Raw genomic sequence first — 13,613 nt, forward strand, 5'->3', positions numbered from 1 at the left:
GTCTCAGGCGGCGTTATTATTTTTGTGGGCGCCGCGCGAGTTTAACCCAAACCGCTGGTTGAATTAGAAGCGGTATGTCACTTGTGCGCCCAGGCCGTGGGCAGTGTTTTTGTAGGTTGCGCGGTAGTCGTCTTTCTCGATGTGAGCGTCGTCTTCCATCAGGTAGGAGTAGGCCAGATCGATGGTCACGTCATCATTCGGGCTCCAGGCTGTGCCCAGGCTGAAGATCGTGCGGTCGCCGGTGGGGATGCGTGGCGAACGGTCGAGGTTATTGGTTGGCGACTGATCTACGGCCAGGCCGGCGCGCAGGGTCCACTGTGGGTTCAGCTTGTAGGCAGCGCCCACAGCGTGAGCCCAGGTGTCGTGCCAGTTCTGCGGCTCGCTGATGCTGGTCAGGCCGGGAGCCAAGAGGCCACCTACGCCTTTGTTATCGGCGCGGATTTCTTCCAGACGGCTCCAGCGCGTCCAGGTGCTGCCGGCGTAGAGGGTCCAGTCGGCATCCAGCTCGTGGGTGACGGAGAAATCCACCGACTCCGGGGTGGTCAGCTCTAGCGAGGCATCGTAGGTGCCGGCGGAAGTAGCAATGACCCCTGGACCGGAAACCGTGGTGTCACCCTTCAGGCGATAATCCACCTTGGAGTGGTAAGTCAGGCCGAAACGGGTCTGCGGGGTGATTTCAAACAGCACGCCGACGTTGTAGCCCAGCGCGGTGTCATCGCCCTTGATTTCGACCTTGCCGTCACCCGCGCCAGGAATCGGGTTGTTGATGGCCGAAGTCAGCTCACCGTCGATACGGTTGATGGTCGGGCCGAAACCGATCGACAGTTGCTCGTTGAAGCGATAGCTCAGGGTCGGCTGCAGGGTAATCACCCGCACTTCGCTGCGGTCGCCGTGATAGCGGCCCTGGAAGTTGCGCTCGTAATCGGTCACCAGGCCAAACGGCACGTACAGGCCCAGACCGAAGCTCCAGTTGTCGTCCAGCGGTTTGACGTAATAGCCCATGGGCGCGCCGATAAACGGCACCATGTCGCCGTCATTGCTGCCGCTGGCAGAACCGCTGGCGTTGTCGATCTCGGTTTTTGCGTGGATCAGGGCAATGCCGCCGCTGACTTGTTCACGCTTGATGCGCGCCATACCGGCCGGGTTGCCGAATACAGTGCTGGCGTCATCGGCCGAAGAGGAACGGCCGGCGAAGGCGGTGCCCATGCTGCTGACGCTTTGTTCGTTGATGGCAAAACCACTGGCAAAGCCATGGCTGGCGGCAGAAGCAAGGGCAAGGGACAGGCAGGTCTTGACGACTCTTCTAGTCACGGAGGACTCCTAGGTTTTAGCGGGGGGCGGAAACTAGCAACTTTCCATGACCCTTGCCAAGCCTTTGGAGTTCCCGAGATAGAGCGGATTATGCTTTTAATGTGGCACTAATTTCTGCTAACTGCGCTGAAGTTGTCGGACAATTCAGGTCGGATTTTGCGCTTCAGGCCACTTGGCTGAGGCTGCCGATGCAGCGTTGCCAGGCGGCGATAAAGTCCTTGGTGCGGCCGTGGGGCCTGAATACCCGGCGCCAGACCTGCGCCATGCCGAGCAGATCATCGGCGGCCGGTAATTCGCGGTGTTCGGCTTCGATCAGCATCCAGGCAATCGCCGTGGCGTAGCGCAGGTTGACGGTCAGTTCCAGGTGCGGCGCGGCGAGGAAGGCATGCTGGCTGGCGAGGCCGCGTACTTGGCTGGCGAGGTCCGGGTCCAGCGCCAGGTGCTGATCCCAGAGCTGCTGGTGGCGCAGCGCGGCGATACGGTAGAGGCCGTGGCCGTGTTTGTCATCGAGGGCGGAGCCGAGCCCGGATTGGCTGGCGGCGGCTCCGAGCAACAAGGCTTCGGCGGCGGTGGAGTGGCGGCCCAGATAGAGCAGGGTAGGGCGGATGACGTACTGGCTTAACTCGCAGGCGGCAATTCCCATATAGCCCTCGGCGAAAGGTGACCGATGGGGCCGGGGCGCTGGCAGCTTCGACTTATTCTGATAAAGGCCCCACCGGGAGCGGGGTTAGCCGCTCATGTTGAAGTGTAGTGCGACCTTTCTACTGTAAAGGGCTGTTTTTAAATTGTTTTCGGCTTTCGGTTATTGCCTATATTCCAGTTGGTGCTTAACCAGCCTACGGCTGACGCGGCTAGCGGCCGCGTCGTCGGCCAGTCAGTCGCCGGTGGCCACTGGCCGAGTCGGGTCGGTGATCCATTCGCTCCAGGAACCGGCATACAGTGGTGCCAGTGGGTAGCCAGCCAGGCACAGGGCAAACAGGTTATGGCAGGCCGTCACACCGGAGCCGCAGTAGGCCACCAGCTCACTGGCCGGACGCTCGCCGAGTTGCGCGGCAAAGCGCTGGCGCAGTTGCTCCGGGCTGAGGAAGTGACCGTCGCTGTCTAGGTTGTCGGTAAACGCCGCGCACTGCGCGCCGGGGATATGCCCGGCAACCGGATCGATTGGCTCTACCTCGCCCCTGAAGCGCGGCAGGCCGCGGGCATCGAGCAGGGTCATCTGTTGATCGCCCAGACGCTGCTGCAGCTGCGCGGCATTGACCAGCAGGCTGGCGTCGGCTTTGCCAGTGAACGTGCCGGGAATAGGCGTGGGCAGGTCATGGGTCAAAGTGCCGCCGGCTTCGCGCCAGGCTTTTAGGCCGCCGTCGAGCAGGTACACGCCTTCACGTTTGCCCAGCCAGGCCAGCAGCCACCAGGCGCGTGCTGCAAAGGCGCCGGGGCAGTCGTCGTACAGCACCACCTCACTGTTATTATTCAGTCCCCACTCACGCAGACGACTTAGCAGTTGCGCAGGCTCTGGCAAAGGGTGACGGCCGGTGATGCCTTTGTGGATTGGCCCGGACAGGTCGCGCTCCAGATCGGCAAACTGCGCGCCAGGGATGTGGCCTTCGGCATAGCTGCGTTGGCCGTAAGTCAGATCCTCCAGGGCAAAGCGGCAATCAAGAATCAGCAGACTCGGGTCGGCAAGGCGCTGTTGCAGTTGAGCAGCAGTGATCAATTGGGCGAGGGGCATGCCAGTCATCCTGTGGGCAAAAGGTCGGTCTGCATCATAAACCCTGGTGTTGAGCTGTCGAGACGCCGTATGCAGAAGAAATTCTGCCGATTGGACGCTGCATCTTGGACTGATTGTGTGCATGCTGCCTGCCCGTTTTCTCTGACCCAGGTTGCCGCACGCCATGAAGCGTTTTGTACTGCTCGATACCGCCCCGATTCCCGATGGCTCGGGCGCCCTGTGCCTGTTCGAGTACGGCGAGGATTTTGTCATCAAGATCGCCGGCGGTGATGGCGGCCAGCTGATGAATACGCGTATGCATGGCTCCGAAGACGCCCTGGCGGCGATTCCCTGCAAGAAGGTTGCGGGTCGCCCCGACTCACGGGTGCTGATCGGTGGTCTGGGTATGGGTTTTACCCTGGCCGCAGCCTTGCAGAACCTGGGCAAGAGCGCCGAAGTGGAAGTGGCCGAACTGGTGCCTGGGGTGGTGGAGTGGAACCGCGGCCCGCTGGGCGCCAAGGCCGGTTACCCGATCCTCGATCCGCGTACCCGGGTGATTCAGGACGATGTCGCCAATTGCCTGAAGAACGCCGAGCAGCGTTATGACGCAATCATGCTGGATGTCGACAACGGCCCGGAAGGGCTGACCCAGAAACGCAATAGCTGGCTGTATTCGGCCCAGGGCCTGCAACGCTGTTACCAGGCATTGCGCCCCAAAGGCGTGTTGGCAGTGTGGTCAGCGAGTGCCGACCGAGTATTCAGCGACAAGGTGCGCAAGGCCGGTTTCAAGGTCGAAGAAGTGCAGGTCTATGCCCATGGCAACAAGGGCACCCGACACACCATCTGGATTGCCAGCAAGTAGCGCTAGCCACCACTGAACGCCGCCAGGCGCTCAGTGGTGTTCGGCTCAGCCAAGCAACTCGGCAAAGCCTTTGTCGGCATCCAGAATTGCCGGCAGTTCATCCAGCAGGCTGGCCACATCCAGCCCTTCGAACAGTGGCCCCTGTAGCGTGTCCACCGCTTTGGACATGGCGCCCGGGTGTTCGCGCAGCGCCTCGGCAATCGATACCGCTTGCGCCAGTACGCGTGGCAAGGGCATGTCCACCGGTGCCTGGAACGGCCGGCTCTGGTAGGCGATGGCATGCTGGATCAGCTCCGGCAGTTGCCAGCGCCGTGCCAGTTCCGCACCCACTTCAGGGAAGCCAAAGCCCAGTTGCAAGGTTTCCAGTGCCACACGCTGTGCGGCCCCGACATCCTTGCCGTTCTGGTTGAGGCGTTCGGCCAGTTCAGGCACGCCGGTCTGGATCAGCAGTTCGCCGATGTTGTGCATCATCCCGCAGGTAAATGCAGTTTCCACGGCAACTCCGCGGTTTTTTGCCAGCAGTCGACTGATACTGGCCACCTGGAAACTGTGCGTCCAGAAGCCCTTGAGATCAAAACCTGGCGGCGCCTGAAACGCGCCGGTCACGGCCGAGGCCAGTACCAGCGTGCGCAGGGTGTTGAAGCCCAAACGCATCGCGGCATCTTCAACGCTGGTGGACTCGCGTGCGCCGCGAAAACGTGCCGAGTTGGCCAGGCGTAGCACTTTGGCGGCAATCACCGGGTCCAGGGCGATATTGCGTGCGACGCTGTCCAGGCTGGTGTGGGGGTTATCGAACTGTTGAATCAGATCCTGGGCGACGCGGGGTATACAGGGCAAGCTGTGAACTTGGGAAAACAGGGCGCTTATATCCATGACAGGAGCCTGCTTGAGGGGTGGGAGTAATCACGATAGCAGCGATTTGCAGGGACAAATGTGCCGTGCGCGCTTCTCCTGATCTGGATCAGGAAAACAGCTGCAGGAGGCGCTGGGAAGGGCGCAGAAAGGCCCGCCACAGTTGATGGGCGGGCCTGAGGTGTATCAACGGATTTTCAGTTTGCCGATGCGGTCGTTGTCCAGGCTGCCGAAGTACAGATAATCGCCCACCGGTTTGACCGAGGTGATCATGCGCAGGTGGGTGCCGCTGGTGTCGTGCAGGCTCTGGGTGATTTCGCCTTGTTCATTGAGGGCGATGGCAAAGCCGTAAGGCACGGCCTTGGGCCAGAAGGCACGCGGCAGTTTGGCCAGCTGCGATTTTGCCCAGGGTGAGCGGTGCAGCATGTCGGCGTCGGCTTTGCGTGGGGTTGGCAGGGCCACCCAGAAGGTGCCTTTACGGTCGCCTTGCAGGTTGTCCGGCAGGCCCGGCAGGTTGTCGATAAAGATATCGTGGGTGCCGGCCTTGTCACCGCTCAGCCAGTAACGGGTGATGCGGTAGCGGTAGGTTTCGTTGACCAGCACGAAGTCCTCATTGGCTGACAGCGCCACGCCGTTGGCGAAGTACAGGTCCTTGAGCAGTACCTTGGTTTCGCCGTTGGCCGGGTTGTAGCTGAGCAGGCGACCATGGGGGCGGGCTTCGAGCAGGTCGAGCAGGTAATCCGGTTGCTCGAAACGCTGGCTGGCATCGCTGAAGTAGATGGTGCCGTCGCGGGCGATATCCAGATCGTCGGTGAACTTGAACGGCACGCCCTCGGATTCAGTGGTCAGTACTTTGATCAGGCCCTGGGCGTCGATACTCAGCAAGCCCTTGTAGGCGTCGGCGACGATCAGGTTACCGGCGGCGTCAAAGTCCATGCCCAGCGGGCGGCCTTTGGTGTCGACAAAAGTTTCCACGCTGCCATCGGTCTTGATGCGCACGATGCGGCCATCATGCAGGCCGGCGTACACCTGGCCCTGGGCATCCACCGCCGTGTCTTCCGGGCCATGCACCTGGTCACGACCGAGCAGTTCGGCCTTCATCAGCGTGTCGTTGGGCTCCAGTACGCCGGTCATCGGTGGGATGGCCGGGGCTTCCCAGGCCAGCGGATCAATCGGGCTGGGCGTGACGGCGAGGTAGATCGCCGCCGCCGCAATCAAGGCCACAAGCAGGCCAAGCAGTTTCTTCATTGTTGTTATTCCCTGTGCTGAAGGTGGTTCTGGATGCAAGCGGGCGCAGAATAGCGCGTCTACCGGTTGTCGCGCATTGCCAATGCCCGGCTATTGGGTGTGGCGATATATACTGCGCGGCATTCTTGATGGGAGAGCCGCGTGGCGATTGATATTCAGTGGATTGGTGATAACGCCAGCCTGGCGCAGCATTGTGCAACCTGGCGCAGCTTGGCGTTTGTCGCGGTTGACACCGAGTTTATGCGGGTCGACACCTTTTACCCGATTGCCGGCCTGCTGCAGGTCAGCGAGGGAGATCGGGCGTATCTGATTGATCCACTGCTGATCAGCGACTGGACGCCCTTTGCCGAGCTGCTGCAGGACCCCGCCGTGGTCAAGGTGCTGCATGCCTGCAGTGAGGACCTGGAAGTGTTTCTGCGTTTGACTGGCAGCCTGCCAGCGCCGCTGTTCGACACCCAGCTCGCCGCTGGTTATCTCAACCTGGGTTTCTCCATGGGCTATTCGCGCCTGGTGCAGGCGGTGCTGAATATCGAACTGCCCAAGGGCGAGACCCGGTCTGACTGGCTGCAACGGCCGTTGTCGGCCACTCAAGTCAGCTATGCCGCCGAAGATGTGCTGCACCTGGCTGAGGTATATGCGCAGCTCAAGGCGCAGCTGTCAGCCGAGAAATACGCCTGGGTGCTGGAAGACGGTGCCGAGCTGGTCTGCAACCTTGGTCGTGAAGTCGATCCCGAACTGGCCTACCGCGAAGCCAAGCTGGCCTGGAAACTCTCCCGGCAACAGCTGGCGGTGTTGAAAGCGCTGTGTACCTGGCGTGAAGAGCAGGCGCGCAAACGTAACCAGCCGCGTAATCGGATTATCCGTGAGCATTCGTTGTGGCCACTGGCGCGCAGCCAGCCGGATAACCTGGTGGCCCTGGCGCGGATCGAGGACATGCACCCGAAAACCGTGCGCCAGGACGGCGAGTTTATTTTGCAATTGATCAAGCAGGCCGCAGCCACCCCACCTGAGGATTGGCCTGAGGCGTTGCCAGAGCCGTTGCCGCTGGAAGCCGCGTCGCTGCTGAAAAAGCTGCGTGCCATTGGCCAGCGCGAAGCTGAGCGCCTGAACATTGCTCCGGAGCTGATGCTGCGCAAGAAAACCCTCGAAGCTCTGCTGAAAACCGGCTACCCCAATGGGCCGTACCAGCTGCCGGAGTCGCTGCGCGGCTGGCGGCGTGAATTGATGGGCCAGGCGCTGCTGAATTGCCTGGCTGCAACCGGAGAGTCCGCGTGAAACGTATCTGCTCAATCTACAAAAGCCCGCGCAAGAACGAGATGTATCTCTACGTGCTGCGCAGTGACGGTCTCAAGCGCGTGCCGGAAAACCTGCTGCTGGCCTTCGGCCCGCCGGCCCTGGCCTTTGAGATGGTGCTGACGCCCGAGCGCGTTCTCGCCCGCGAAGACATCCACAAGGTGCTGGCCAACCTCGACGAGCAGGGCTACCACCTGCAGATGCCGCCACCGGAAGATGAATACATCGAGCATCTGCCCGATGAGCTGTTGCGCCGTAACGACCCGATGTAACCGCCATGCCCACCACTGTGATTGCCCCTATGCGCGTGTTGATTGCCGAAGCCGAACACGCGCTGTATGCCGAGTTGCTGCGTCAGCAGGCACCTGAGTTTGAGCTGTGCGGCAGCAATCGGCCTGCCGAGTTAGCCGAATACGCCGTGAGCTGTCCGTTATGGCTGGGCCAGCCGGATCTGCTCGCGCCTTTGCTGCGTCAGGGCAGCCGGCCACAGTGGCTGCAATCGACCTGGGCGGGCATCACGCCGCTGCTCGCCAAGGATTTGCCAACGGATTACGCGTTAACCCGTGCCGTGGGCATCTTCGGCCAGGTGATGGCTGAGTATGTGCTGTGCCATCTGCTGGCCCATGAGCGCCAACTGTTTGCTGCACTGGCCTCTCAGGTTGAGCAGCGCTGGGACAATCGTCTGCCGCGCAGCCTGGCCGGGCGCAAGGTGCTGATCGTTGGCACCGGTGATATCGGCCTGAGCGTGGCGCAGTTTCTGGCGCCGTTCGGCATCGAGCTATTGGGCATCGCCAGCCGTCCGCGCAATCTGCCGCCGTTTCGTCAGGTGGCTGGGCTTGATGAACTGCCAAGCCTGGCGGCTGAGGCCGATTACCTGATCAACTTGCTGCCCGATACGCCTGCCACCCGTGATATTTACGATGCCGAGCTGTTTGCTGCCTGCAAGACCAGCGCGCTGTTTATCAATGCCGGACGCGGTGTGGCAGTGGTCGATCAGGCACTGGTCAGTGCCTTGCAGCGGGGGCAATTGGCCGGCGCGGTGATTGATGTTTGCCGTCAAGAGCCGCTGCCTGCTGGCCACCCATTCTGGGATGCACCGCGTTTGCTGCTGACCGGGCACAGTGCTGCGCCGACTGATCCGCGCCTGCTGGTGCAGCTGTTTGTCGATAACCTGCAACGCTGGCGTGCTGATAAGGCCTTGGTGGGACAGGTGGATTTCACTCGGGGTTATTGAGTCAGGCGGCAGCCGTTCGGCTCGCCGCCCTTGGCCGCGCCAGGCCGAGCGGCTAGACTGCCGGCCTTTTCGCCCCTCACCGTACCCTCGCCATGGCCGCCAAAGTCGAACCCTTCTGGAAACGCAAAACCCTCGAACAGCTGGATCAGGACGAGTGGGAGTCGCTGTGCGATGGCTGCGGCCTGTGCTGTCTGCAAAAGCTCGAGGATGAGGATGATGGCAGCGTCTATTACACGCGCATCGCCTGCAAACTGCTGGACCTGCAAACCTGCCGCTGCACTGACTACAGCAACCGACGCAAATTCGTCGCCGACTGCATCCAGCTTACCCCGGCCCAGGCCGACCAGTTTCAGTGGCTGCCGCCGACCTGCGCCTACCGCCTAGTCAGCGAAGGTAAGGATCTGTTGCTCTGGCATCACCTGGTCTGCGGCGACCCTGAGCAGGTGCACAAACAGCGGATTTCCCAGGCTGGGCGCATGCTCAGCGAAAACAGCGTGGCCGAGGATGAGTGGGAAGACCACATGATTTTCCGCGCTGGCTGAACCTCGCCGGTAAATGCCAGCCTAAACTCGCCTGAATAAATGATTTGCACTGTGGAGCTTTGCCATGTTGATGCGCCGTTTGCTGCTGTCCGTTGTTCTGCTGAGCCTGAGCACGCCACTGTGGGCAAAGAAGGTCGACCTGGATTATCGCGTGCGGTTTTTGCCCGACACCGAACAGGCCGAGGTCAGCCTGACCCTGGAAGACGGCGCGCAGGTGATCAGTCTGGCCTTCAACCTGGGCGAGCAGGGCGCCTACAGCGATTTCAAGGCCGACGGCCAGTGGACGCAGAACAGCTCTGAGCTGGGCACCTGGCAGCCAAGCAAAGGCAAATCGACCCTGACTTACCGCGTGCGTATCAATAATGAGCGCAGCGCGGGGCGCTTTGATGCGTTGATCACCAAAGACTGGGCGCTGCTGCGCGGGGATGATCTGGTGCCGGCAGTCAAGCTGCGCCAGGAAGATAAAACCGAGCTGGTTTCGCGCCTGCAATTCGACCTGCCCAAGGGCTGGAAGAGCGTCGAAACCGGTTGGCCGCGTATCGGCAAGAACAAATTCCGCATCGACAACCCACAGCGCAAGTTTGATCGCCCGACTGGCTGGATGGTGGCCGGTAAGGTTGGCACGCGCCGCGCCAAATTGGGTGAGACCGATGTGGCGATTGCCGCACCAGTGGGCGAGGGCATGCGTCGCATGGATGTGATGACCCTGCTGACTTTTATCTGGCCGCATGCTCAGGACGTGTTCCCGCGCGACCCGGCCAAACTGCTGATTGTCGGCGCCGGTGACCCGATGTGGCGCGGTGGCCTGTCGGCAGCCAATTCCTACTACATGCACACGGACCGTCCGCTGGTCAGCGAGAACGGCACCAGTTCGCTGGTGCACGAGTTGGTGCATGTGTTCAGCCGAATCAAGGCACGTGATCGCAGCGACTGGATCACCGAAGGGCTGGCCGAGTACTACGCCATCGAACTGATGCGCCGTGCCGGTGGCCTCAGCGAGGAGCGTTATCAGAAAATTCGCGAGCAGCTGATTCGCTGGAGCAAACCGGTGGACAGCCTGCGTACCAATAACTCCAGCGGCCCGGTCACCGCCCGTGCAGTCTTGCTGCTGCAGGAGCTGGATCGGGAAATCCGCCAGACCACCAAAGGCACCACTCAGCCACGTTCGCTGGATGACGTAACCCGCGGCCTGATGCGCCTCGACAAAGTCAGCACCAAAGACTTTATCGAGATCAGCGAAAACGTTATGGGCGCTGCCTCCGAGGTGCTGGACAACAAGCTGTTGCGCTAGCCCCACGCCCTGAGTAAGCATGCGGCGCAGTTGCCGATCTGGAGCCTCGCATGCGCCGTCTACCGTCTCTCACTGCTTTGCGCACCTTCGAGTGCGCCGCCCGGCATGCCCACTTTGGCCGCGCGGCGGCCGAGTTGTGCGTCACCGACAGTGCAGTCAGCCACCAGATCCGCCAGCTAGAAGAGCAACTCGGTACAGTGCTGTTTGCCCGTGAAGGTCGTCAGGTCGTGCCGACGCCTGCCGCGCGGCGTTTGCTGCAGCGTTTGCAGCAGGCTTTCGAGCTTATTGGCGAGGCCTGCGACGAGTTGCGCGATCCCGGCTCGCAGGTGGTGTTGCGTATCGCGGTAACCCCTGAGCTGGCGCAGAAGTGGCTGGTCAGTCGGCTGGCCGACTTCAGCGACCGTTACCCGCAGATCACCCTGCATCTACACGAGCAGCCGCTGGAAGCCTGCCTACCGAGCCCGGATATCGACCTGGCGATCACCTACGGTACCGGGCCCGAGGATGCCAGTGCCTATTTTGTGCGGCCGCTGCCGACTCTGCAGTTCTTTCCCGTGTGCAGCCCCAGCCTGTTCAACCAGGGTGGGCTCAAGCACCCGCGTGACCTGGCTCGCCACAGCCTGCTGCACGATGATCAGGACGGTAAAACCTGGACCGCCTGGCTGACCACCCATGCCGGCGACATCCAACCGTCGCGTCATCTTTACCTGGGGCATGCCGGCCTTGCGTTGGAAGCGGCGGCACAAGGACAGGGCGTGGCTATGGGCGACAATCTCACAGCTGCCGAAGACCTGGCCTGTGGTCGGCTGGTGCGCCCGTTCAATGCCAGTGTGGCTGCGCTTGGGCAGTATGCGCTGGTCTGTGAACGCATTCGTCTGGAGAAGCCGGCAGTGGCGGACTTCTTAGATTGGCTGAGTGATCACCTGGCTGAATGATGAATTGAATTCAGCTATTCCGTAATTATCGTCGTTGGAACCTCGGCCAGAGCGCCGCGTACTGTGTGGCCATCTTCCCCACAGGCATAAAGGTGCATTCGATGGCGCGTTCCCTGACTTCCCTCCCCAAAGCCGATGGCTTCCGTCTGCCCGGCGAATTCGAACCCAAGGCCGGTTGCTGGCTCGGCTGGCCGGAGCGCACCGACGTGTGGCGCAACGGTGCCAAACCGGCGCAGAAGGTCTGGGTGGATATTGTTACAGCGATTGCCAGCAGCGAGCCGGTCACCGTATGCGCCTCGGCTAGCCAGTACGCCAATGCTCGGCGCCAACTGCCGGCGCATGTGCGGGTGGTGGAAATGACCTGCAACGACACCTGGTTCCGCGACAGCGGCCCGGCCTTCCTGGTCAATGATGAGTCCGGTGAAGTGCGCGGTGTGGACTTCGAGTTCAACGCCTACGGCGGCCTTGATGGCGGCTTGTACTATCCGTGGGACAAGGATGATCAGATTGCGCAGAAAATCCTAGAAATCGAAGGTTACGACCGCTACCGCGCGCCCTTTATCGCCGAAATGGGCGGTATTCAGACCGATGGCCAGCGCACCCTGCTGACCACCGAGCAGTGCCTGCTCAACCGCAACCGTAATGCACATCTGGGCAAGGAGGAGATGACTCGCCGCCTACAGGACTATCTCGGCGCCGAGCAGGTGATCTGGTTGCCACGCGGCTGCAAGTTCGATGAAACCGACGGCCATATCGATGACCTGGCCTGCTTTGTCCGCCCCGGTGTGGTGGTGATGCAGTGGACCGACGACCGCAACGACCCGCAGTGGGAAATCTACCAGGAGGCCTACGACATCCTGCGCAGTACCCGCGATGCCCAGGGGCGCGAGCTGCAGATCCACAAGCTGCCGCAACCGCGTGTACTGGAATGGACGGCTGAAGAGGCCGAAGGCCTGGATCAGGATGATTCGACCCACACCCGTCAGGCCGGCACGCAGATCTGCGCCTCCTACATCAACTACTACGCCGGTAACTCGGCCATCGTCGTGCCGCTGTTCAACGATCCCTGCGACCGCGTGGCCCAGGCGACCCTGGCCGAGCTGTTCCCCCAGCACCGGATTATCGGTATCGAAAACTCCCGGGAAATCCTCCTCGGTGGCGGCAACGTCGCCTGTATCACCATGCCGCAATACGCCGCGCCCAAGCGCGCCTAGGAGGCCTCGATGAAACTGCATACCAGCATGTTGAGCATCGCGATCGGTCTGGCGGCCAGCGTTCAGGCGCTGGCGGCCGAAGTGCCGAAGCAGGTCAATCTGTTTATCTGGGGCGAGTACCTGGCACCGGATACCCTCAGCAGCTTCGAGCAGAGGACCGGGATCAAGGTGGTGGTCGACCACTTCGACTCGCTTGAAACCGTGGAAACCAAGCTGCTTACCGGACGCAGCGGTTACGACCTGGTGCTCACCGCTGGTCAGCATCTGCAGCGGGCGATCCAGAGTGGCGCGCTGCAACCGCTAGACAAGGCCGCGCTACCGCATTTCAACGGGCTTGATTCGGAATTCACCGGGCATATGGCCGCGTTTGACCCAGGCAATCGTTATGCCGGCCTCTATGTTTGGGGAACTACGGGTTTTGGTTATCAGCAGCAGGCTATTCATAAGCGCATGGCCAATGCGCCAACCGACAGCTGGGCCATGCTGATGGACCCAGCCGTCGTGGCGAAGTTTGCCGACTGCGGGGTGAGCTTTCTCAATGACCCCAATGAGGTGTTCGCAGCGGCGTTCCGTTACCTGGGCCTGGATATCAACCAACAGAGCCTGGATGATCTGAAACTGGCCGAAGCGCATCTGGCCAAGGTGCGGCCGTCGATTCGCTATTTCGACAACGACCGCAATATCACCGACCTGGCCAACGGCGATACCTGCCTGGCGATGTCATGGAACGGCAACGTGTCGATTGCTGCCGGCCAGGCTGAGCAGGCGGGCAAGCCCTACAGCCTGCACTACAGCATCCCGCGTGAAGGCACGCTGATCTGGTTTGATGCGATGGTAATCCCCAAGGATGCTCCGCATCCTGAGGCCGGCCTGGCGTTGATGGATCATCTGATGACACCCGAAGTGATCGCTGCCATCACCAACACCATCTATTACGCCAACGCCGTGCCAGCGGCTAATGCCGCGGTCGATCCAGCCATCCTCGCTGACTCTGGCACCTACCCAGCCGCAGACGTACGTGCGCAGCTGTACACCAAGAACGACAACGCCAAGGCCTTCAACCGCGCCTTGACCCGCGCCTTTAGCCGGCTTAAATCCGGTCTCTGAAGGCTCGTATTGTGCG

The 13,613-nt window shown here is 61.5% G+C and carries 14 protein-coding genes; 9 read left to right on the plus strand and 5 right to left on the minus strand.

Annotated elements, in window-relative coordinates; all coding sequences use genetic code 11:
* Positions 1–63 precede the first annotated feature (63 nt).
* The 3 genes from RHP75_RS09355 to RHP75_RS09365 all read right to left on the minus strand — a co-directional run bounded on the left by RHP75_RS09355 (position 64) and on the right by RHP75_RS09365 (position 3,040).
* Entirely contained in the window at positions 64–1,311 is a 1,248-nt protein-coding gene (locus tag RHP75_RS09355; RefSeq protein ID WP_311091567.1) for an outer membrane protein transport protein, read from the minus strand.
* 163 nt (positions 1,312–1,474) lie between these two features.
* A complete protein-coding gene (locus tag RHP75_RS09360) occupies positions 1,475–1,954 on the minus strand; it encodes a hypothetical protein (RefSeq protein WP_311091568.1) in 480 nt (159 codons plus the stop codon).
* 231 nt (positions 1,955–2,185) lie between these two features.
* Positions 2,186–3,040: a sulfurtransferase gene (locus tag RHP75_RS09365; RefSeq protein ID WP_311091569.1), complete on the minus strand. Its 855-nt coding sequence runs from the start codon at positions 3,038–3,040 to the stop codon at positions 2,186–2,188.
* A gap of 163 nt (positions 3,041–3,203) precedes the next feature.
* On the opposite strand from RHP75_RS09365, the gene RHP75_RS09370 reads away from it, so the two are divergent.
* Positions 3,204–3,881: an MnmC family methyltransferase gene (locus RHP75_RS09370; RefSeq protein ID WP_311091571.1), complete on the plus strand. Its 678-nt coding sequence runs from the start codon at positions 3,204–3,206 to the stop codon at positions 3,879–3,881.
* 45 nt (positions 3,882–3,926) lie between these two features.
* Here the strand turns inward: RHP75_RS09370 and RHP75_RS09375 are convergent, their stop codons facing one another.
* Positions 3,927–4,754 carry an HDOD domain-containing protein gene (locus RHP75_RS09375; RefSeq protein ID WP_257778548.1) on the minus strand — a complete coding sequence of 276 codons (828 nt, stop codon included), beginning with the start codon at positions 4,752–4,754 and terminating at the stop codon, positions 3,927–3,929.
* A gap of 165 nt (positions 4,755–4,919) precedes the next feature.
* Positions 4,920–5,981, minus strand: a complete 1,062-nt coding sequence (locus tag RHP75_RS09380; RefSeq protein WP_311091573.1) for an SMP-30/gluconolactonase/LRE family protein — start codon at positions 5,979–5,981, stop codon at positions 4,920–4,922.
* A 141-nt stretch (positions 5,982–6,122) separates the two neighbouring features.
* On the opposite strand from RHP75_RS09380, the gene rnd reads away from it, so the two are divergent.
* From rnd to RHP75_RS09420, 8 genes are all read left to right on the plus strand, one after another.
* Positions 6,123–7,256, plus strand: a complete 1,134-nt coding sequence (gene rnd / locus RHP75_RS09385; RefSeq protein WP_311091574.1) for a ribonuclease D — start codon at positions 6,123–6,125, stop codon at positions 7,254–7,256.
* Positions 7,253–7,546: a YcgL domain-containing protein gene (locus RHP75_RS09390; protein ID WP_090253148.1), complete on the plus strand. Its 294-nt coding sequence runs from the start codon at positions 7,253–7,255 to the stop codon at positions 7,544–7,546. Before rnd ends, RHP75_RS09390 begins: the two co-directional genes overlap by 4 nt.
* Positions 7,547–7,575: 29 nt before the next feature.
* Complete coding sequence (locus RHP75_RS09395) at positions 7,576–8,508, plus strand: D-2-hydroxyacid dehydrogenase (protein ID WP_311091898.1); 933 nt, start codon at positions 7,576–7,578, stop codon at positions 8,506–8,508.
* Positions 8,509–8,600: 92 nt separating this feature from the next.
* Positions 8,601–9,050: a YcgN family cysteine cluster protein gene (locus RHP75_RS09400; RefSeq protein WP_160087331.1), complete on the plus strand. Its 450-nt coding sequence runs from the start codon at positions 8,601–8,603 to the stop codon at positions 9,048–9,050.
* 64 nt (positions 9,051–9,114) lie between these two features.
* Positions 9,115–10,341, plus strand: a complete 1,227-nt coding sequence (locus RHP75_RS09405; protein WP_311091577.1) for a hypothetical protein — start codon at positions 9,115–9,117, stop codon at positions 10,339–10,341.
* Between the two features lie 50 nt (positions 10,342–10,391).
* Complete coding sequence (locus RHP75_RS09410) at positions 10,392–11,276, plus strand: LysR substrate-binding domain-containing protein (protein ID WP_311091578.1); 885 nt, start codon at positions 10,392–10,394, stop codon at positions 11,274–11,276.
* A gap of 101 nt (positions 11,277–11,377) precedes the next feature.
* The gene (aguA, locus tag RHP75_RS09415; RefSeq protein WP_311091579.1) at positions 11,378–12,490 is read left to right on the plus strand and encodes an agmatine deiminase; all 1,113 of its coding nucleotides are present in this window, start codon (positions 11,378–11,380) and stop codon (positions 12,488–12,490) included.
* 9 nt (positions 12,491–12,499) lie between these two features.
* The gene (locus RHP75_RS09420; protein ID WP_311091580.1) at positions 12,500–13,597 is read left to right on the plus strand and encodes an extracellular solute-binding protein; all 1,098 of its coding nucleotides are present in this window, start codon (positions 12,500–12,502) and stop codon (positions 13,595–13,597) included.
* Positions 13,598–13,613 lie beyond the last annotated feature (16 nt).

Source organism: Pseudomonas sp. SG20056 (assembly GCF_031764535.1).
GTDB lineage: Bacteria > Pseudomonadota > Gammaproteobacteria > Pseudomonadales > Pseudomonadaceae > Aquipseudomonas.